Genomic DNA, 21,081 nt, shown 5'->3' on the forward strand with positions numbered 1-21,081 from the left:
AACTCCCTGCTGATCCTGGCCCGCCTGCTGTCGGACAACCCCGACGGCCATCTCTCGGACCAGGAGGTGCAGTTCGCCACGACGATCCACCGCTCCGGCTCCGACCTGCTGCAGCTGATCAACGACATCCTGGACCTGTCGAAGATCGAGGCCGGCCGGATGGACGTACGCCCGAAGAAGCTGCCGCTGATCAAGCTCCTGGACTACGTCCACGCCACCTTCCGCCCGCTCACCCTGGACCGCGGGCTCGCCTTCGAGGTGGCGGTCGGCGAGGACGTGCCGCGCGAGATGTACTCGGACGAGCAGCGCCTGCAGCAGATCCTGCGCAACCTGCTCTCCAACGCGATCAAGTTCACCGCGAGCGGCCGGGTGGAGCTGCGGGTCAACAGGGTCCAGGACCCCGAGCACCGAGGGGGGTCCCCCCGCTCGAGCGAAGCCGAGAGTGGCGGAGTCCACGGCAGCGACCAGGTGATCGCCTTCGCGGTCTCGGACACCGGCATCGGCATCGCGCCGGAGAAACTCCCGGTGATCTTCGAGGCGTTCCAGCAGGCCGACGGCACCACCAACCGCAAGTACGGCGGCACCGGCCTCGGCCTGTCCATCAGCCGGGAGATCGCGGGCCTGCTGGGCGGGCGGATCGTCGCCGAGAGCGAACCCGGCGAGGGCTCCACCTTCACGCTCTACGTCCCCGTCGTCAGCCCCGGCCATCCGGCGACGGGACCGGTCGCCGAGAACCGTCCGCTGCCGGTGCCCGAGCAGCTCGCGGCCGAGCCGTTCACGACCACGCACGACGTGGACGACTCCTGGCCCGCCCCCACCAAGCTGGAGGCCTGGAAGGCGGGCCGCGCCGGTCAGGTCCTGCCGGGACGGCGCGTGCTGATCGTCGACGACGACATCCGCAACGTCTTCGCCCTCACCCATGTCCTCGGCCGCGTCGGCATGCCGGTGCTCTACGCGGAGAACGGCCGCGAGGGCATCGAGACCCTGGAACGCAACCCGGACGTCGAACTGGTCCTGATGGACATCATGATGCCGGAGATGGACGGCTACGAGACGATCTCCGCCATCCGCAGCGCCCCGCGCTGGACCGGACTGCCGATCGTCGCGCTCACCGCGAAGGCGATGCCCGGCGACCGGGAGAAGTCCATCGCACGGGGCGCGAACGACTACGTACCGAAGCCGGTGGACGTCGACCAGCTGCTGACCGTCGTGTGCGGTCTGCTGGATCCGGAGAGCGCGCGGGACGCGGAACAGGCCGGCCCCGAGGAGGCGGCGGCCGCACCGACACCCGAAACCGAATGAGGCACGGTCACCATGAGCCTTGAGGCAGCCGGCCACGAGCGCGCCAGCATCCTCCTCGTCGACGACATGGAGGACAACCTGATCGCCCTGGAGGCCGTCCTGGGGTCCCTCAACGAGCCTCTGGTACGGGCCCGTTCGGGCGAGGAGGCGATGAAGGCGCTGCTGCGGCAGCGGTTCGCCCTGGTCCTGCTCGACGTCCGGATGCCCGGCATGGACGGCTTCGAGACGGCCGCCAACATCAAACGGCTCGACCAGACCAAGGACGTCCCGATCATCTTCCTGACCGGCGCGGACGACGACTCCGGCTACGCCTTCCGCGGGTACGCCACCGGGGCGGCGGACTATCTGACCAAGCCGTTCGACCCCTGGGTGTTACGGGCCAAGGTCACCGTCTTCCTGGACCTGCACCGCAAGAACCAGCAGCTGGAGCGGCTGCACGGCCAACTCGGCCGGCGGCTGGCCGAACTGGAGGAGGAGTTCACCGCGGACCACCCCCCGGACCTGGACCGCCTGCACGCCCAGATCCGGGAGCTACGCCGCCTGTTCCCCGGCAACCACCCGACGTGAGGCGGGTACGGGGTGCCGCCGCCCTACGCCTCACGCGGGAGGTGCCGTACTACGCCTCGCGCGTGCCCGCGTACATCTCGTCGATCAAGTGCTTGTACTCCCGTTCCACCACCGGGCGCTTCAGCTTCAGGCTCGGGGTGATCTCGCCGTGCTCGACGTCGAGGTCGCGCGGCAGGAGGCGGAACTTCTTGATGGTCTGCCACTTCTGCAGGCCCGCGTTGAGCTCCTTGACGTAGCCCTCGACCATGGCGACCGTGGCCGGCGCGGCGACGACGTCGGCGTAGGACCTGCCCTCCAGGCCGTTCTCCTTGGCCCACTCCAGGATGGACGGCTCGTCCAGCGCGATCAGCGCCGTGCAGAAGTTCCGGTCGGCGCCGTGCACCAGGATGTTGGACACGTACGGGCACACCGCCTTGAACTGCCCTTCGACCTCGGCGGGCGCGATGTACTTGCCGCCGGACGTTTTGATGAGGTCCTTCTTGCGGTCGGTGATGCGCAGGTACCCGTCGGGCGAGAGCTCGCCGATGTCGCCGGTGTGGAACCAGCCGTCCGGCTCCAGCACCTCGGCGGTCTTCTCGGGCAGCCCGTGGTAGCCCTGCATGATGCCGGGGCTGCGCAGCAGGATCTCGCCGTCCTCCGCGATGCGCACCTCCGTGCCGGGCAGCGGCTTGCCGACGGTGCCGGTGCGGTAGGCCTCGCCCGGGTTGACGAAGGAGGCCGCGGAGGACTCCGTCAGGCCGTACCCCTCGAGGATGTGGATGCCGGCGCCGGAGAAGAAGTAGCCGATCTCGGGCGCGAGCGCCGCCGAACCGGAGACGCAGGCCCGCAGGTTCCCGCCGAACGCCTCACGGATCTTCGCGTACACCAGCGCGTCTGCCGCCTTGTGCTTGGCGCCCAGCGCGAACGGCACCGAGGCCGTCCCGGTGCGGCGGAAGTTGTCCTGGGCCACCTTCGCGTACTCGCGGGCGACCTCCGCGGCCCACTGGAAGATCTTGTACTTGGCGCCGCCGCCCGCACGGGCCTTCGCGGCGACCCCGTTGTAGACCTTCTCGAAGATCCGCGGCACGGCGGCCATGTACGTGGGCTGCACGACCGGCAGATTCTCGATGATCTTGTCGACGCGGCCGTCCACGGCGGTGACGTGGCCGACCTCGATCTGCCCGGAGGTGAGCACCTTGCCGAAGACGTGCGCGAGCGGCAGCCACAGGTACTGCACGTCGTCCGGGCCGACCAGGCCGGTCGCGGAGATCGCCTTGGCCATGTACGACCAGCTGTCGTGCGCGAGCCGCACGCCCTTGGGGCGGCCGGTGGTGCCGGAGGTGTAGATCAGCGTGGCGAGCTGGTCCCTGGTGATGGAACCGACCCGCTCCCGGATCAGCTCGGGGTCCTTCTCCAGCCGCGCGGCGCCCCGGGCCTCCAGCTCGGCGAGGGTGAGGATCCAGTCACCGGTCTCCACGCCCGCGGCGTCGATCACGACGACGTGCGTGAGGGCGGGCAGCTCGGCGCGCTTCTCGACGACCTTCGCGAGCTGGGCCGCGTCCTCGGCGATCAGCACCCGGCTCTCGGAGTCGGAGAGGATGAACGCCGACTCGTCGGCGTTGGTCTGCGGGTAGACCGTGGTGGTCGCCGCGCCGGCGCACATGATGCCCAGGTCGGCCAGCAGCCACTCCACGCGGGTGGAGGACGCGAGCGCGACCCGCTGCTCGGGCTGTACGCCCAGCTCGATCAGGCCGGCGGCGATCGCGTACACCTGCTCGGCCGCCTCGGCCCAGGTCAGCGACTTCCACTCGTCCGGGCCCTGACCCGAGGCCGATGGCACGGGATAGCGGTAGGCCTCCGCGTCCGGGGTGGCCGCGGCGCGCTCCAGGAAGAGGTTCGCCACGCTCGGCGGACGGTTCTCGATCAGGGTCTGTGTGTCGCTCACGACATCCTCCGGGGCCCGCGACTGTGCGGCTGGCTCAAAAGCGGCGGTATTGGCTGCGGCGGTCTTACTACGGCTGGCTCGCTCGCGAGCCGTTGTTTAACTCGCGAGTAACCATCGAGCAGAGATCAGGGTAGAGCCCGACCGGCCGGTTCGTAAGGGGCCACGGCCTGTCACTTCCTACAGAGAGCGACCCTACGCACGCGTAGGGGCCCGTCACGCTTTCGCACGACGGGCCCCTGTTGTGCCCGGTTTGCGGACGTGAGCCTCGGTTACCCGTGGTTACTTCTTGCTCTTGGCCGACCCCACGCTGTCATCGCTGCTCAGCACGGCGATGAAGGCCTCCTGCGGAACCTCCACGGAACCCACCATCTTCATCCGCTTCTTGCCCTCCTTCTGCTTCTCCAGCAGCTTCCGCTTACGGGAGATGTCACCGCCGTAGCACTTGGCGAGGACGTCCTTGCGGATGGCGCGGATGGTCTCGCGGGCGATGACCCGCGAGCCGATGGCGGCCTGGATGGGCACCTCGAAGGCCTGCCGCGGGATGAGCTCGCGCAGCTTGGCGACGAGCCGCACACCGTAGGCGTAGGCCGCGTCCTTGTGCGTGATCGCGGAGAACGCGTCCACCTTGTCGCCGTGCAGCAGGATGTCGACCTTGACCAGGCTGGAGGTCTGCTCGCCCGTGGGCTCGTAGTCCAGCGAGGCGTAGCCGCGGGTCTTGGACTTCAGCTGGTCGAAGAAGTCGAAGACGATCTCCGCGAGCGGCAGCGTGTAGCGGATCTCGACCCGGTCCTCGGACAGGTAGTCCATGCCGAGGAGGGTGCCGCGCCGGGTCTGGCACAGCTCCATGATCGAACCGATGAACTCGGTCGGCGCGAGGATCGTGGCCCGTACGACGGGCTCGTACACCTCGTTGATCTTCCCCTCGGGGAACTCGCTCGGGTTGGTGACGATGTGCTCGCTGCCGTCCTCCATCACGACCCGGTAGACCACGTTCGGCGCGGTCGCGATCAGGTCGAGCCCGAACTCGCGCTCCAGCCGCTCCCGGATCACGTCCAGGTGCAGCAGCCCCAGGAAGCCGACGCGGAAGCCGAAGCCGAGCGCGGCCGAGGTCTCCGGCTCGTAGACGAGCGCGGCGTCGTTGAGCTGGAGCTTGTCGAGGGCCTCGCGCAGCTCCGGGTAGTCGGAGCCGTCCAGCGGATACAGCCCCGAGAAGACCATCGGCTTGGGGTCCTTGTAGCCGCCGAGCGCCTCGGTCGCGCCCTTCGCCTGGCTGGTGACGGTGTCACCGACCTTGGACTGCCGCACGTCCTTCACACCGGTGATGAGGTAACCCACCTCACCGACGCCCAGACCGTCCGCGCCCAGCATCTCGGGCGAGTTCGTCCCGATCTCCAGCAGCTCGTGGGTCGCGCCGGTCGACATCATCTTGATCCGCTCACGCTTGTTGAGCTGACCGTCGATGACACGGACGTACGTCACGACACCGCGGTAGGAGTCGTAGACGGAGTCGAAGATCATGGCGCGGGCCGGAGCGTCCTTGACGCCGACCGGCGCCGGAATCTCCCTGACCACCTTGTCCAGCAGCGCGTCGACGCCCACACCGGTCTTGGCGGACACCCTGAGCACGTCCTCGGGGTCGCAGCCGACCAGGTTCGCCAGCTCCTCCGCGAACTTCTCGGGCTGCGCGGCCGGCAGGTCGATCTTGTTGAGCACGGGGATGATCGTGAGGTCGTTCTCCATCGCCAGGTAGAGGTTGGCGAGGGTCTGCGCCTCGATGCCCTGGGCGGCGTCGACGAGGAGGATGGTCCCCTCGCAGGCGGCGAGCGACCGCGAGACCTCGTAGGTGAAGTCGACGTGCCCCGGGGTGTCGATCATGTTGAGGATGTGCGTGTTGCTCTTGTCGTGGGTCGGGGCCCACGGCAACCGCACCGCCTGGGACTTGATCGTGATGCCGCGCTCGCGCTCGATGTCCATGCGGTCGAGGTACTGGGCACGCATCTGGCGCTGCTCGACGACGCCGGTCAGCTGGAGCATCCGGTCGGCGAGCGTGGACTTGCCGTGGTCGATGTGCGCGATGATGCAGAAATTGCGGATCAGAGCCGGGTCGGTACGGCTCGGCTCGGGCACATTGTTAGGGGTCGCGGGCACGCAGGGTCCTGTCTCTTGAGGCGCCTTATGCCTCGGGTCGGATCGATACGTAGGCTCCATGGTCCCACGACGGGCGACCGGGGACCGTTTTGGGCCGTCGGCCGGGCCACTGGTAGCCTGGGTGGCTGTGCCTCATGCCCTCTCAGCGCGAGGCGCACCTCAGAAAATCACCTGGCCCGGGTCCCGTGCGGTCCCGTGCCTGAACCTGAAAAGGCTCAATCAGTGGCGAACATCAAGTCCCAGATCAAGCGGATCAAGACCAACGAGAAGGCCCGGCTGCGCAACAAGGCCGTCAAGTCCTCCCTGAAGACCGCGATCCGCAAGGCCCGCGAGGCCGCTGCCGCGGGTGACGTCGAGAAGGCCACCGAGTACCAGCGCGCTGCCGCGCGTCAGCTCGACAAGGCCGTCTCGAAGGGCGTCATCCACAAGAACCAGGCCGCCAACAAGAAGTCGGCGCTTGCTTCCAAGGTCGCGTCCCTCAAGGGCTGACACCTTCCTTTGATCTGACCGCCGGAGGGACCCAGAGCGGGCCCTCTCTCATCCGCTCCCGTCCGGCACCCAGAGCCTGTACGCGGCCTGCGTTCGCCACGCGGGTACAGGCTCACCAGCTCGAACCGAAGACCCCGGTCCCACCCTTCCCCAGGGTGGAACGGGGTCTTTCGTTCGTTGTGGCGGGGGTGGGGCTGGGAGGTAGCTCACGGACGAGGCCGCGTTCTCCCAGCCCGTCCGGCGTTTGAGGACGAGGCCCGTTCAGGGCCGAACGGGGGCCTGAGGGCGGAGCCCCCAGCAACGGCGCCCAGCCCCCGCCGACGCCGCGGAGCCCGACCTCACGCCCGCCCGCGCGACCGCGCAGCCCGCGCGATCGTCACCACGGCCTTCTCCAACGCGTACTCGGGATCATCGCCCCCGCCCTTCACCCCCGCGTCCGCCTCCGCCACGGCCCGCAGCGCGACGGCGACCCCGTCCGGCGTCCACCCCCGCATCTGCTGCCGCACCCGGTCGATCTTCCACGGCGGCATCCCCAGCTCCCGCGCCAGGTCCGCCGGCCGCCCCCCGCGCGCCGACGACAGCTTGCCGATCGCCCGCACCCCCTGCGCCAGCGCGCTGGTGATCATCACCGGAGCGACCCCCGTGGCCAGCGACCACCGCAGCGCCTCCAGCGCCTCCGCCGCCCGCCCCTCCACGGCGCGGTCGGCCACGGTGAAGCTCGACGCCTCCGCCCGCCCGGTGTAGTAGCGCCCCACGACCGCCTCGTCGATGGTCCCCTCGACGTCGGCGACCAGCTGGGACACGGCAGACGCCAGCTCCCGCAGATCGCTTCCGATGGCATCGACCAGCGCCTGGCACGCCTCGGGCGTCGCGGCCCTCCCGGTCGTCCGGAACTCCCCGCGCACGAAGGCCAGCCGGTCCGCCGGCTTGGTCATCTTCGGGCAGGCGACCTCCCGCGCCCCGGCCTTCCGGGCGGCGTCGAGAAGCCCCTTGCCCTTGGCGCCCCCCGCGTGCAGCAGCACGAGGGTGATCTCCTCGGCCGGCGACCCGAGGTACGCCTTCACGTCCTTGATCGTGTCGGCCGACAGATCCTGCGCGTTGCGTACGACCACGACCTTGCGCTCCGAGAAGAGCGACGGGCTGGTCAGCTCGGCGAGGGTGCCGGGCTGCAACTGGTCCGAGGTCAGGTCACGTACGTCCGTGTCGGCGTCGGCGGCCCTCGCCGCGACCACCACCTCCCGCACGGCCCGGTCGAGCAGCAGGTCCTCCTGGCCCACGGCGAGCGTCACCGGGGCGAGAGGGTCGTCATTCGCAGTCTTCTTGGCCATCGCGTCAAGCATGGCACGCACCACTGACAACACGTCCCGCGCAGGTCCGCCCCGCGGCCGGAGACCCCAGCGCGGGGTCCGCGGCTACGGCTCCTCCCGCCACCCCTCCCACTCCCCCGCGAACGCGTCCAGCTCCCCGGGGTCCAGCCGCCCCTCCTCGTCCCGCAGGACGAGAAGCCACTGCGCGTCCTCGGCGTCGTCCTCACCGGCCAGCGCGTCCCGCACGAGCTGCGGCTCCTCCCCGACCCCGAACCGCTCCCGCAGCGCCTCGGCCGCCTCCTCGGCGGCATCCCGGTCGGGCAGCACCAGCACATGTCTCACATCGCTCACCCGCCCATTCTCGGCCACCCGGCCGGAGCTCAGTCCCCGCGCACAGCCGGCACCCGCCCCAGCTCGATCCCGAACGTCTCCCGGTACACCGTGAGCACTTCCTCGTCCGTGCCCAACTCGCGCTCCTCGCGCCGCCCGTCGCCTCCCGTCACCTTCAACGTGCGCCCGCCGAGCGTGATCCGCCCTCCGTCCTCCGTCACCCTCGAACACACCAGAGACCGCACGAAGTGGGAGGCCGGTGAGGTGCTGTGCCACCACGCCCCGGCCACGAAGTCACCGAGTTCACGCGGCCGCGTCTCCAGCCGGTACTGCGGCTCCCCGTTCATGAGGACGTCCAGGTCCGGCCCCCTCTCGACGATCCGGAACACCCCGCCGGGATCCTCCTGCTCGCCCCTCTCCCCGAACGCCAGCGGGAAGTGACTGAACGCCCCGAACCCGACGTCCGCCAGCCACTCGCTCCCGTCCACCGCCCGCACCCGCAGCGCGAGATGGTCGTACGGGATCCCCAGCCGCCCCTCGCCCCCGTGCACCCGCGCCGCGAGCAGCGTGACCTCGAACCCCAACGCGCCCAGCAGCGCGGCGAAGGCACCGTTGAGCTCGTAGCAGAAGCCGCCCCGCCGCGCCCCCACCACCTTGTCCCACAGCCGCTCCTCCTCCAGCACGATCTCCTCGCCCAGGTGGACGGAGAGGTTCTCGAAGGGCACGGTCCGCAGATGACGCAGCTGCAACGCGCGCAACACGGCGGCGGTGGGGTCGGTAACAGGGCAGTCGGTGGTGGCGTCGGCGTCGGCCGGGGGCTCCGGGTGCTCCGGGTGCTCCGGGTGCTCCGGGTGCTCCGGGTGCTCGACTCCCAGCCGGCGGAGGTAGGCATCGACCTGTGAGGAGTTCATGCCCTCAGTCTCGCGCCACGCTCAGCCGCCCGCCGGAGTCCGTGACGGCGAGCGCCCCGTCCCGGTCGGTCCGCAGCACCACCGCCCCCAGGGCCCGCAGCGCCGCCACGGTGCCGGGCGCGGGATGCCCGTACGGGTTGTCCTCCCCGCAGCTGATCAACGCGACCCGCGGCGCCACCCGGCGTATCAGTTCCGGGTCCTGGTACGCGGAGCCGTGATGAGCGACCTTGAGGACGTCCACCCCACCCAGCAGCGCACCCTGCGGGGACCGCAACAGGGCCTGCTGGGCCGGTGGTTCGAGATCCCCGAGCAGCAGCAGCCGCAAGCCCGCCGAGCGGACGAGCAGGGCGACACTGGCGTCGTTCGGCCCGTCCTGCTCCGGTGCCGCGTCCGCCGGGGGCCACAGCACCTGCCAGGACAGCGTGCCGGTGCGCCGCTGCTCCCCGGCGACGGCACGGGTGACCGGGATGTGCCGCGCCGAGGCCCGACCGCGCACGAACGCGACCTGGTCCGCGGGCTCCTCCAGGCCTGTCGTCTCGATCGCCCCGACAGAACGCCCCCGCAGCACACCGGGCAGTCCGGCCGCGTGATCGGCGTGGAAGTGGGTGAGCACGACGAGCGGAATCCTCGTGATGCCCAGCGTGCGCAGGCAGTGGTCGACGAGCTCGGGGTCCGGTCCGGCGTCCACGACCACCCCGCTGCCCGGCCCGGCCGCGAGCACCGTCGCATCCCCCTGGCCCACGTCGCACACTGCGAACCGCCAGCCGGGAGGCGGCCAGCCCGTGATCACCCTGGTCAGCGGTGGCGGCTGCACCACCACCAGCACGAGCAGCGTCAGGCACAGCACGCACAGCCACGGATGCCTCAGCAGCCGCCGGCCGACGAGCAGCACGACCACCGTGACCAGGGCCAGCAGCAGCGCCCCTGCCCAACTGCCCGGCCAGTCCACTCCCCCACCCGGCAACGCGGCCCCGGTCCGTGCGATCCGGGCGATCCACCCCGCCGGCCAACTCGCGCCCCACGCCAGCACCTCGGCCACCGGCATCGCCACCGGCGCCGTCGCCAGCGCCGCGAAGCCCAGCACCGTGGCCGGCGCCACGGCGACCTCCGCGAGCAGATTGCACGGCACCGCCACCAGGCTCACCCGCGCCGACAGTACGGCGACGACCGGCGCGCACAGCGCCTGGGCGGCGGCCGCCGCGGCGAGTCCTTCGGCCAGCCGCGGCGGAACCCGGTGCCGCCGCAGCGCCTCGCTCCACCGGGGGGCGAGGGTGAGCAGCGCGCCGGTGGCCAGCACCGAGAGCAGGAAGCCGTAACTGCGGGCGAGCCAGGGGTCGTAGAGGACGAGCAGCAGCACGGCCGTCGCCAGCGCCGGGATCAGGGACCTGCGGCGCCCGGTCGCCAGGGCCAGGAGCACCACGGCCCCGCAGGCCGCGGCCCGCAGCACGCTCGGATCCGGTCTGCACACGATGACGAAGCCGAGCGTGAGGCCCCCGCCGAGCACCGCGGTCGCCCGCAGCGGAATGCCCAGCCGGGGTGCGAGCCCCCGCCGCTCCACCAGTCGCGCCATGCCCGGCGGCCCGATCAGCAGAGCGAGGATGATCGTCAGGTTGCTTCCCGACACGGCGAGGGTGTGCGCCAGGTCGGTCTCCTTGAACGCCTCGTCCAGCTCCGGTGTGATGCGCGAGGTGTCCCCGACGACGAGGCCGGGCAGCAGGGCCCGCGCGTCCGCCGGCAGTCCGTCGGTCGCCTCCCGCAGCCCGGCCCGCAACCGGCCCGCGAACCGCTGCGCCCCCGACGGGCCGCCCACCACGTCCGGAGCGGCCCGCCCCCGCACCCGCAGCACCCCCGCGATCCGGTCCCCGCCCACCAGCGCCGGAGCCATCCGCGCCTCGACACGCACCCGCGTGGAGGGCAGCAACTCCAGCCAGGGAGACCGCGCCCGGCCCCTGGAAGTGGGCCCCACCCCGCCGGGCGGTCCCGCCGGGACGATCACCAGCACCGGCGTCCTCGTCACCACCGACGTCCCGTCGCCCTCCCGCACCCGTCGCACCTCGCCCTCGACCAGGACGGAGGCCGGGGCGGCGTGATCCCCTCTGATCCGGGGCCGGGTCGGCCGTGGATCGGCGGTCACCTCGACGTCGGCGGTCACCATCGCGTACCGCCGGGCCAGCTCGGGCACGGGGCCGCGTCGCACATCGGCTCCGTGCAGTCCGGCGGAGACGGCGGCCGCGGCGACGCAGAGCAGCACGGCGGCGACGGAGATCCGCGGCCACGCCCCCTGCGCCGCCGAGCCGGCACGTGCCCTCCTCCGGCGCATCCGCACCCCCAGGAGGATCACCGCCGCACTCAGACAGCCGACGGCGACACCCGCGACCCACGCGGAGGTCGCGCCGAGCATGAGCGCCGCCGTGGCCCAGGCGGCGAGGGCGGGCGGCACGAGGCGTAGGTCCGTCGGCCCTTCCTGCCGGGGATGGGCGGCCCCGAGGCGTTTCCCCGAGGCGGCGTGGACGGCCGGCCGGACAGGGTCGCGGGGTGCGACGCCGGCGTCTCCCGCATCCACTCGACGCCCCGTCATGGCCGGACCAGGTTGCGTAGATCGGCGAACCGGCGGTCACCGATGCCGTTGACCTCGCGCAGTTCGTCGACGCTGCGGAAACCGCCGTGCCGCGTGCGGTAGTCGACGATGTGCTGGGCAAGCACCGGGCCGACCCCGGGCAGGGTGTCGAGCTGTTCCGCGGTCGCCGTGTTGAGGGAGACGGGGGCCGCGGCTGCCGCGCCGGCCGGGCCTCCCGCGACCGGGCCGGCAGGTCCGGGAGCCGGGGCGGGGGCAGCGGGACCTCCGACGATCACCTGCTCCCCGTCGACGAGGAAGCGTGCCCGGTTGAGTCCCTGGAGATCGGTGCCGGGCCGCACGCCCCCGGCGGCCCGCAGCGCGTCGGTGACCCGTGAGCCGGGCGGCAGGCGGTGGATGCCGGGCCTGCGGACCTTGCCACTGACGTCCACGACGATCTCGGCCCCGCCCACGGCCGTTCCCCCAGGGCCCGCCGCCCCGGTCGAAGTCGAAGCCCCGGGCTCGGGCCGCCCGTTCGTCTTGCCCGCGCCGAACGGCAGCGCCGCCCGCACCACTTCGGGCGCCCGCACGGACTGTGTCCGGCCGGCCCAGAAGTGCTGCACGGCGAGCACGGCGGTGACGACGAGCAGTACGGAGAGGGCCACGACGCTCCGCCGCTCCAGCCCGCACCTGGTCTGCAGCCACAGCGGCAGCCGCTCCCGGACGGCCAGTCCGGCGCGCGCCCGCCAGGCATCCCCAGCCGGACGAGGCTCCGGTTCCCGCGAAGGCCCCGGCTCCCGCGAAGGCCCAGGCTCCCACGGCCACGGAGACCCCGGTTCCCCAGCCGCTCCCTCAGCCGGCAGACCGTCCCGCGCCTCCGGTACCGGAACCAGGTCCCGCTCGTAGGCCTCGTCCGTGGGCCCGGTCGGCGGCCCCGCTCCCGACTCCCCACCATCAGGGGCGCGTTCGGGGAACAACAGCTGTGCACGCCGCCGGAGTTCCGCCGACGCGTGCTGATGCCCGGACCGGCCCCGCAGCGGCGCGCGGCGGTGCCGGACGCGTCCGTCGGAAGCGGGGGCGCGCCCCGGCCCACTGGTCGCGGTCGCTGTGCGTGTACGTGATCGAAGTGCCATGCGACGAGGATGGGACATCCACCGCCACCGCGATGATCTTGCTCAATTCCCGTGGACTACCGGCCGGTTGTGGATATCTTCATCACCCGCACGAGTGAGCCGGCCCCCTCCCACCGACGGACCAGGCGGCGACTGCCTCTCACCTCGGTGAGACCACGACCCCCAGCAGCCCGGGCCCGGTGTGTGCCCCGATCACCGCCCCGACCTCGCTCACGTGCAGGTCGCCCACCGAGGGCACCCGTGCCCGCAGCCGGTCCGCCAGGGCCGCCGCCCGCTCGGGGGCGGCGAGATGGTGGACGGCGATGTCGACCTTCGCACTGCCGGCGCGGTCGGCGGCGATCTCCTCGAGACGGGCGATCGCCCTCGACGCCGTCCGGACCTTCTCCAGCAGCTCGATACGGCCGCCGTCCAGCTGCAGCAGGGGTTTGACGGCGAGAGCGGAACCCAGCAGTGCCTGCGCGGCGCCGATCCGGCCGCCGCGGCGCAGGTAGTCGAGGGTGTCGACGTAGAAGTAGGCGGACGTGCCCGACGCCCGTTTCTCCGCGGCGGTGACGGCCTCGTCCACCGTGCCGCCGGCCTCCGCCACTTCGGCCGCGGCGAGCGCGCAGAATCCGAGGGCCATCGCGACCGTCCCGGTGTCCACCACCCGCACCGGCACCGGCGCCTCGCGCGCCGCGAGGACCGCCGCGTCGTAGGTGCCCGACAGTTCGGCGGACAAGTGGAGGGAGACGATGCCGCACGCGCCGGACTCGGCGACCTTGCGGTAGGTGTCGGCGAAGAGCCGGGGGCTGGGCCGCGAGGTGGTGACGGGGCGTCGCCTCTGCAACGCCTGGGCCAGCGAACGGGTGGAGATCTCGGTGCCCTCGTCCAGGGCCTGGTCGCCGAGGACCACGGTCAGGGGGACCGCTGTGATGCCGTGGCGCTCCATCGTCCGGGGCGGCAGGTAGGCCGTTGAATCGGTGACGATCGCGACATGGCGGGACATGAGCTGGAGGTTACCTGGCGTAGCGGCCGGAGGGCAGCCCGGCCCCTCTCACCTGGTACGTCCTTGACCGGATCAAGTGGTGCTCTCGGGGCGGGTTTTCTTCTGCCATGGGTAGGTGGGGCGCGGGGCGGGCGGGGTGATGGCGGCCCGTGTGGGTTCCTCGTCCGGTGCGGACCGGGGCGTGTTCGGCCAGGTCTGCCGAGCCGCTTCGCCTTCGGCCTCGGGGACCTCGGGCCAGGGCGGCGGGACGGCGGACGGCTCGTCCTTCGTCCAGTGCCGCAGGGCGCCGGCCTCGACGTCGATCTGCGCGCTCAGCGTGTCCAGGTCGTCGTCGGCGAAACGGCGGGCCCGGTCGCGGGCCGCCCAGCGCAGGGAGTCCGCCGACTGCGTGATGCGCTCGGTGCGGGCGCGCAGGTCGGGCAGCCGCTGGGCGAGCGTGGCCCGGTCGGGATCGGACTCCAGGCGCTTGAGCTCGCCGTCCAGTTCGTGGCCGTGTGCGCTCAGGCGCCGGAAGAGCTGCAGGGACTCCTTGAGCGACTCGTCCTCGGGCGCGCCCGCGTCCAGCGCGTCCTGCGTGGCCCGCATGGAGGTGCGCAGTTTCAGGCGCAGCTGGGCGACGTCGCTCACGGGGCCGGGCACGAACGTCTTGGCCCGCAGTGTGTGGTCCTCGACCGTGCGCCGGGCCTGGTCGATGGTGCGGTCCATGCCGCGCTTGGCGGCGCCGACGGCCTTCACCGCCGCGTAGGTGCCCAGCGCCAGGAAGAGGACGACAAGCAGGACGAAGACCGCGATCACTGCTTCCACCGTGCTCCTCCTCCGGCCTGCGCGGCCTGTTCCGCGTCTCCTTCCACGGTAAACGAGACGGGCAGGCCCGGAGTTCCAGAAGAACCCCGAACCTGCCCGTAGGGGACCACCCCGAGACACGTGGCCAGGAGACCACCCCGAGACGCACGACCAGGGGACCACCCCCAGAGGCTCACGGTCAGGGGGGCACCCCCCGCGACACACGGCCAGGGGCCCCCGATTCTCGCGGCCGCCGCGGCCTAAGCCGGAACGATGTTGACCAGCTTCGGCGCCCGCACGATCACCTTGCGGATGCCGGCCCCCTCCAGCGCCGCGACGACCTTCTCGTCGGCCAGGGCGATCTTCTCCAGCTCCTCCTCGGAGATGGACGGCGGCACCTCCAGGCGCGCCTTGACCTTGCCCTTGATCTGCACCACGCAGGTCACGGCCTCGTCCACGACGTACCGCGGGTCGGAGACGGGGAAGTCCCGGTGGACGACGGAGCCGGTGTGGCCCAGCCTGCGCCACAGCTCCTCGGCGATGTGCGGGGCCAGCGGGGCGACCAGCAGCACCAGCGGCTCGGCGACCGCGCGCGGCACCGCCCCGCCCGCCTTGGTCAGGTGGTTGTTCAGCTCGGTGACCTTGGCGATCGCGGTGTTGAACCGCATGCCCTCCAGGTCGCCGCGCACGCCGTCGATCGCCTTGTGCAGGGCGCGCAGCGTCTCCTCGTCGGGCTCGGCGTCGGTGACGGTCACCTCACCGGTCGCCTCGTCGACGATGTTGCGCCACAGCCGCTGCAGCAGCCGGAACTGGCCGACCACCGCGCGCGTGTCCCACGGGCGGGAGACGTCCAGCGGGCCCATCGCCATCTCGTACAGGCGCAGCGTGTCGGCGCCGTACTCGGCGCAGATCTCGTCCGGGGTGACGGCGTTCTTCAGGGACTTGCCCATCTTGCCCAGCAGCCGGGAGACCTTCTCGCCCTGGTAGTAGTAGGCGCCGTCGCGCTCCTCCACCTCGGCGGCCGGTACGGCGATGCCACGGGCGTCGCGGTAGACGTAGGCCTGGATCATGCCCTGGTTGAACAGCTTGTGGAACGGCTCCGCGGAGGAGACGTGACCCAGGTCGTACAGGACCTTGGACCAGAAGCGGGCGTACAGCAGGTGCAGCACGGCGTGCTCGGCGCCGCCGACGTACAGGTCGACACCGCCGTGCGGCTGGCCCTCGCGCGGGCCCATCCAGTACTGCTCGATCTCCGGGTCGACCAGCTGCTCGGCGTTGTGCGGGTCCAGGTAGCGCAGCTCGTACCAGCAGGAACCGGCCCAGTTGGGCATGGTGTTGGTCTCGCGCCGGTACTTCCTCGGCCCGTCGCCCAGGTCCAGGGTGACGTTGACCCAGTCCTCGTTGCGCGACAGCGGGGTCTCGGGCTGGGTGTCGGCGTCGTCCGGGTCGAAGGTGCGCGGGCTGTAGTCCTCGACCTCGGGCAGCTCCAGCGGCAGCATCGACTCGGGCAGCGCGTGGGCGATGCCGTCCTCGTCGTAGACGATCGGGAAGGGCTCGCCCCAGTAGCGCTGGCGGCTGAACAGCCAGTCGCGCAGGCGGAAGTTGACGGTGCCCTCGCCGATGCCCCGGCGCTCCAGCCACTCGGTGATGCGCGCCTTGGCCTCGACGACGCCCAGGCCGTCCAGCGAGACGCCCTCGCCCGCGGAGTTGACGATCTTCGCGTCGTAGGACACGAAGGCCTCGTCCCAGGTGGAGGTGTCCGTGCCGCGGCCGTCGGTCGGCTCGACGACGCACGCGATCGGCAGCTCGAAGGCGCGCGCGAACTCGAAGTCACGCGTGTCGTGCGCCGGGACGGCCATGATCGCGCCGGTGCCGTAGCCCATCAGGACGTAGTCGGCGATGAAGACGGGGACCTTCTCGCCGTTGACCGGGTTGGTGGCGTACGAGCCGATGAAGACGCCGGTCTTGTCCTTGGCCTCGGCCTGCCGCTCGACGTCGGACTTGGCGGCGGCCTGCGCGCGGTAGGCGGCGACGGCCTCGGCCGGGGTCGCGTGGCCGCCGGTCCACACCTCGTGGGTGCCCTCCGGCCAGGCGGCCGGGGTGAACTTCTCCACCAGCGGGTGCTCGGGCGCCAGCACCATGTAGGTCGCGCCGAACAGGGTGTCGGGGCGGGTGGTGAAGACGGTGATGTTCTCGCCGTCGATGGGGAAGTCGACGCGGGCGCCCTCGCTGCGGCCGATCCAGTTGCGCTGCTGCAGCTTGATGGCCTCGGGCCAGTCCAGCGCCTCCAGGTCGTCCAGCAGCCGGTCGGCGTAGGCGGTGATGCGCATGTTCCACTGGCGCAGCTTGGCCTTGAAGACGGGGAAGTTGCCGCGCTCGCTGCGACCGTCGGCGGTGACCTCCTCGTTGGCCAGCACGGTGCCCAGGCCGGGGCACCAGTTGACCGGCGCGTCGGAGGCGTAGGCCAGCCGGAACTCGCCCAGGAGGTCGGCCCGCTCGCCGGCGCTCAGCTCGTGCCACGCGCGCGTGTGGCCCGGTACGGCCCGGTCACCGCTCTCGAACTGGGCGATCAGCTCGGAGATCGGACGGGCCTTGTTCGCCTCGTCGTCGTACCAGGAGTTGAAGATCTGCAGGAAGATCCACTGGGTCCACTTGTAGTAGTCCGGGTCGATCGTGGCGAACGACCGGCGCTTGTCGTGGCCCAGGCCCAGCCGGCGCAGCTGGGCCGTCATGTTCTGGATGTTGGCCTCGGTGGAGACACGCGGGTGCGTGCCGGTCTGCACCGCGTACTGCTCGGCGGGCAGGCCGAAGGCGTCGAAGCCCAGGGTGTGCAGGACGTTGTGCCCGGTCATGCGCTGGAAGCGGGCGAAGACGTCGGTCGCGATGTACCCCAGGGGGTGGCCGACGTGCAGGCCCGCACCGGAGGGGTAGGGGAACATGTCCATGATGAACTTCTTGGGCCGGGCGACGACCTCGGGGTCGCCCGCCAGGTCACCCTTGGGGTTCGGCGCCGCGTACGTGCCCTCGGCGTCCCAGAAGTCCTGCCAGCGTGCCTCGATCTCGGCTGCCATGGCGGCCGTGTAGCGGTGCGGCGCGGCATCCACCGACATACCAGTGGCGGCAGCGGGGTTCGTCTCGCTCATGATCCTTAAGCTCCATCGATCGTCTCTGCCAGCGGCTTCGTCGTTCCGGAAACGAAAAATCCCCTCGCACAGGAGGGGACGCCGCGCCGACTCCGACCAGGCTGTTCGCCGGTGGTCGGGACTGATCAGCGCGGCTCGCTAAGCAGAAGGCGTACGGCACGCATGGCGTTAGGGTACCGCAGCGCTTGAGCAGGATGCGACGCGCTTGCGTATGCATCCTTGGCACCGGGCCACCCCTCCCGGCGACAACTGAATCAAGGACGCAGCTTACTTCGCGTAACACCCATTACCCGGACATCACCACAATCGCAACGTCTGCTGATAACAACGCAATAACTCAAACCTCGTACCGATCGGTATGGCGCCACTTAAAGTTCGGCAGCGGGACCGCTTTCCCGAAACTGCTCGGAGTTGCCCCCATGAACCCTCGTCGTAGTAACACTTCGCTCCCCAGGCCGGGCCGGTCGGCCTACGGGGTGGCGACGGCTGTCGTCCTGCTGCTCATACCCGTCGTCGTGCTGCTCGGAGGCGGCTGGCTGCAGCAGTTCCTGAACTTCGGTGCGGGCGTCCTGTCGCTCGTCTGCCTCACCTGCTCGTGCATCTGGGGACTGGTCGCCCAGGACAGGCTGCTGCTCAACATCCGCCAGCGGATCGTGGCCCAGGCCATCCACCGGGTGACGGCGGTGGGCTCGATCGCCTTCCTGGTCGTGCACATCGGGATCAAGCTCGCCCTGGACCACGCCGACTGGATCGCCGCCCTGATCCCCTTCGGCTGGGTGCTGACGGGCACCGGCGGCGCCAACCCGGGCAGCGCGACCCTCATCGGCATGGGCTCCCTGGCCGCTTACCTCATGATCTTCGTCGGTATCACCGGCGCCCTGCGCAACCAGTTCGCCTCCCCGGCGCCCGTCGCGGCCCGCTGGCGCGCGATGCACATGCTCGCCTACCCGGCGCTGTGCTTCGCGGTGATCCACGGCCTGTTCGCGGGGCGCCCGGCGAAGCCGTTCTTCATGATCTCCTACGAACTGTGCCTGGTCGGGATCATCGCGGCGCTCGGCCTGCGCGCGGCCCCGCGCCCGGTCAAGCGCAAGATCGCCGACCGTCTCGCCGTACTGCTGGGCAACGACCCCATGGCGGCCCGCGACGAGCTCGAGGCCAGCCGCGCCCGCCTCACCGAGACCTCCTCCCTCCCGGGCTACGAGGCCGCCCGGGCCCCGAAGCAGCCCCCCGCGCAGCCGACGGCCGCCCCGGGGGCCGCGTTCTACGACACCGCCGCCTCCCGCGCCATGACCCCGGAGCCCTCGAACGGCTTCGCGGCCGCCTATCGCGCGGTCACGCCCCAGCAGCCCCTGCAGCAGCCCTTCACGGTCGACCAGACCGCGCGCATGGACCTGCCCATGGAGATGCAGGCCACCTCGGCCGTCCCGCGGGTCGACGGCAGCACCTCGGGCAGCTGGCCGGTCCCCACGCCCCCGCCGGTCGGCGAGGCTCCCCCGTCGGCCTACGACCCCTTGCAGGACACCGGCTACAACAACATCCCCACCTACGGCAGCACGGGCACCGCCGCCTACCGGAACAGTGATGTGTACGACACCGGTGAGACGAACACCGGCTATGGCGCGTACAACCAGAACGACACGTACAACAGCGGTCCCGCCAATCAAGCGAGGCCCGGTGAGTCGTTCGACGCATCGGGCTCGGGCGAACCTTGGAACACGCCTTCCGGAGGCTATAGGTGAACGAGGCCCTGCCCGACGTCCCAGAAGTCCGCGTGGTCGGCCTTCCTCAGCTCACGTCGGGCTTCGACCTTGTGGAACGACTCGACCTGTCCATGCACCTGAAGGTGCACGGACCACTCGAGCCCCTCGGTGGCGAGCAACTGGCCAAGCTCTCCGAGGACATCAACCTGAAGGGCCGCGGCGGCGCGGGCTTCCCCTTCCACAAGAAGCTGCGCTCGGTCGCCGAGGCGGCGATCAAGCGCGGTGTACGGCCGGTCGTGGTCGTCAACGGCAGCGAGGACGAACCGGCCTGCCGGAAGGACACGGTGCTCATCAACCGTGCCCCGCACCTGATCCTGGACGGCGCGCTGCTGTGCGCCGAGGCCCTGGGTGCCCGCACGCTCGTGGTGGGGGTCACCCGTGAGTCGACGCAGCGCTCCATGGAGGCGGCCCTCGCCGAGCGCGGCCTGAGCAACGGCCGCCGCTCGGCGCTGAAGGCGTTCGTGCAGCGCAACCCGGTCCGCATGGTCACCGGCGCCGCCGCCTCCCTGATCCGCTCCGTCGACGGCGGCCCGGCGATCCCGCCCGGCCGTAAGGTCAGCGCCTCCCAGAACGGCGTCGGCGGCGCGCCCACCCTGCTGTCGAACGCCGAGACCTTCGCCCAGCTGGCGATCGCCGCCCGCATCGGGCCGGAGCGCTACGGCAACACCGGCCTGTACGACGAGCCGGGCACCGTCATGCTCACCGTCTCCGGCGCGGTCGCCCGCCCCATGGTGATCGAGGTCCCCACGGGCGTGCCGCTGCGCTACGTCCTGCAGCTCGCCGGTGCCCCGCAGGTCCCGCAGGGCGTGCTGACCGGCGGCTACCACGGCAAGTGGATCGACGCGGCGACCGTCAACGAGGCGATCGTCTCCCGCAACAACCTGGACGCGGTGGGCGGTGCGCTGGGCGCCGGCGCCATCCTGCCGATCAGTCAGGAGACCTGCCCCCTGGGCGAGTCGCTGCGGGTGGCGCAGTGGCTGGCCGAGGAGAGCGCCGGCCAGTGCGGCCCCTGCTACCTGGGGCTGCCCGCCGCCGCGCGCGGCATGGAGGACATCATCAACGGCGGCGGACCGGCCGCCCTGGAGGCCCTCAAGCAGGTCGCCAAGAACGTCAAGCGCCGTGGCGCGTGCTCGCACCCGGACGGCTCGGCGATGTTCCTGGAGTCGACCATCAAGGCGTTCACCGACGACCTCGCCGCCCACGTCCTCGGCAACGGCTGCGGACGGCCCGTGGAGGGCGTTCTGCCGCTCTTCGAGGGGGGCAGGGCCCCCACGGGCCTCCCCGGTGGTGCGGAGGCCCCCGAGCAGAGCGGAGCCAGCCGGCAGAAGATCTACGTCGACTGGACGCTGTGCCGCGGCCACGGGCTGTGCGCCGACATCCTCCCGGAGGTCTTCGAACTCGGCGCCGACGGCTTCCCGACCGTCGCCCAGGCCCAGGTGCCGCGCTACGCGGAGGCCAAGGCGCTGCGCGCGGTGCGCCGCTGCCCGGCGCTGGCCCTGCGCATCGAGGAGGAGAGCCCCCGGGACCGCGCCCCGTCCCGCAACCTCCCGGTCCTCTCCCAGGGCCGCGGACGGCGCGCGCTGGGCCGCTGAGGCACACGTCACGAAGGGCCGCCCGGACGACCGGGCGGCCCTTCCGCGTCTCCGAACTCCCCCGGCCCGGAAGGGATTCAGGGAAAAACGAAAGATCCCGCCGGATCGATACGATCCGGCGGGATCTTGCTGTGGAGCTAAGGAGAATTGAAC

15 protein-coding genes are annotated in these 21,081 nt (G+C 71.4%); 5 read left to right on the forward strand and 10 right to left on the reverse strand.

Features of this window, described 5'->3' with window-relative positions; translation table 11 throughout:
- On the forward strand, positions 1-1,302 hold a 1,302-nt coding region (locus M8J74_RS03150; RefSeq protein ID WP_249834938.1), incomplete at its 5' end, for an ATP-binding protein.
- A 12-nt stretch (positions 1,303-1,314) separates the two neighbouring features.
- Positions 1,315-1,869 (forward strand): response regulator, encoded by a 555-nt coding sequence (locus tag M8J74_RS03155; protein ID WP_249834939.1) that lies wholly within the window; start codon positions 1,315-1,317, stop codon positions 1,867-1,869.
- Between the two features lie 49 nt (positions 1,870-1,918).
- On the opposite strand, the gene M8J74_RS03160 is transcribed toward M8J74_RS03155, so the two are convergent.
- Both M8J74_RS03160 and lepA read right to left on the reverse strand, forming a co-directional pair.
- The gene (locus tag M8J74_RS03160; RefSeq protein WP_249834940.1) at positions 1,919-3,793 is read right to left on the reverse strand and encodes an AMP-dependent synthetase/ligase; all 1,875 of its coding nucleotides are present in this window, start codon (positions 3,791-3,793) and stop codon (positions 1,919-1,921) included.
- 279 nt (positions 3,794-4,072) lie between these two features.
- Positions 4,073-5,941, reverse strand: coding sequence for a translation elongation factor 4 (gene lepA / locus M8J74_RS03165; protein ID WP_249834941.1), 1,869 nt, complete (start codon positions 5,939-5,941; stop codon positions 4,073-4,075).
- A gap of 222 nt (positions 5,942-6,163) precedes the next feature.
- Between lepA and rpsT the strand changes: the two genes are divergently transcribed.
- The gene (rpsT, locus tag M8J74_RS03170; protein WP_015660447.1) at positions 6,164-6,430 is read left to right on the forward strand and encodes a 30S ribosomal protein S20; all 267 of its coding nucleotides are present in this window, start codon (positions 6,164-6,166) and stop codon (positions 6,428-6,430) included.
- Positions 6,431-6,768: 338 nt separating this feature from the next.
- Here the strand turns inward: rpsT and holA are convergent, their stop codons facing one another.
- The 8 genes from holA to leuS form a co-directional block, all read right to left on the reverse strand.
- Positions 6,769-7,758 (reverse strand): DNA polymerase III subunit delta, encoded by a 990-nt coding sequence (holA, locus tag M8J74_RS03175; protein WP_249834942.1) that lies wholly within the window; start codon positions 7,756-7,758, stop codon positions 6,769-6,771.
- 84 nt (positions 7,759-7,842) lie between these two features.
- Positions 7,843-8,088, reverse strand: a complete 246-nt coding sequence (locus M8J74_RS03180) for a hypothetical protein (RefSeq protein ID WP_249834943.1) — start codon at positions 8,086-8,088, stop codon at positions 7,843-7,845.
- 29 nt (positions 8,089-8,117) lie between these two features.
- Entirely contained in the window at positions 8,118-8,978 is an 861-nt protein-coding gene (locus M8J74_RS03185; RefSeq protein ID WP_249834944.1) for an arylamine N-acetyltransferase family protein, read from the reverse strand.
- A 4-nt stretch (positions 8,979-8,982) separates the two neighbouring features.
- Entirely contained in the window at positions 8,983-11,556 is a 2,574-nt protein-coding gene (locus M8J74_RS03190; protein WP_249834945.1) for a ComEC/Rec2 family competence protein, read from the reverse strand.
- Complete coding sequence (locus M8J74_RS03195; RefSeq protein ID WP_249834946.1) at positions 11,553-12,665, reverse strand: ComEA family DNA-binding protein; 1,113 nt, start codon at positions 12,663-12,665, stop codon at positions 11,553-11,555. The genes M8J74_RS03190 and M8J74_RS03195 overlap by 4 nt, the downstream gene beginning before the upstream one ends.
- 139 nt (positions 12,666-12,804) lie before the next feature.
- Positions 12,805-13,650 carry a DegV family protein gene (locus tag M8J74_RS03200; RefSeq protein WP_249834947.1) on the reverse strand — a complete coding sequence of 282 codons (846 nt, stop codon included), beginning with the start codon at positions 13,648-13,650 and terminating at the stop codon, positions 12,805-12,807.
- Positions 13,651-13,722: 72 nt separating this feature from the next.
- The gene (locus tag M8J74_RS03205; RefSeq protein WP_249834948.1) at positions 13,723-14,454 is read right to left on the reverse strand and encodes a hypothetical protein; all 732 of its coding nucleotides are present in this window, start codon (positions 14,452-14,454) and stop codon (positions 13,723-13,725) included.
- Positions 14,455-14,693: 239 nt separating this feature from the next.
- Positions 14,694-17,576 carry a leucine--tRNA ligase gene (leuS, locus tag M8J74_RS03210; RefSeq protein WP_249834949.1) on the reverse strand — a complete coding sequence of 961 codons (2,883 nt, stop codon included), beginning with the start codon at positions 17,574-17,576 and terminating at the stop codon, positions 14,694-14,696.
- A 419-nt stretch (positions 17,577-17,995) separates the two neighbouring features.
- On the opposite strand from leuS, the gene M8J74_RS03215 reads away from it, so the two are divergent.
- Together M8J74_RS03215 and M8J74_RS03220 are read left to right on the forward strand one after the other, a co-directional pair.
- Positions 17,996-19,315: a ferric reductase-like transmembrane domain-containing protein gene (locus tag M8J74_RS03215; protein WP_249834950.1), complete on the forward strand. Its 1,320-nt coding sequence runs from the start codon at positions 17,996-17,998 to the stop codon at positions 19,313-19,315.
- A complete protein-coding gene (locus M8J74_RS03220) occupies positions 19,312-20,928 on the forward strand; it encodes an NADH-quinone oxidoreductase subunit NuoF family protein (protein WP_058925335.1) in 1,617 nt (538 codons plus the stop codon). Before M8J74_RS03215 ends, M8J74_RS03220 begins: the two co-directional genes overlap by 4 nt.
- Positions 20,929-21,081 lie beyond the last annotated feature (153 nt).

The sequence above is a fragment of the Streptomyces panaciradicis genome (assembly GCF_023516615.1).
GTDB lineage: Bacteria > Actinomycetota > Actinomycetes > Streptomycetales > Streptomycetaceae > Streptomyces > Streptomyces panaciradicis.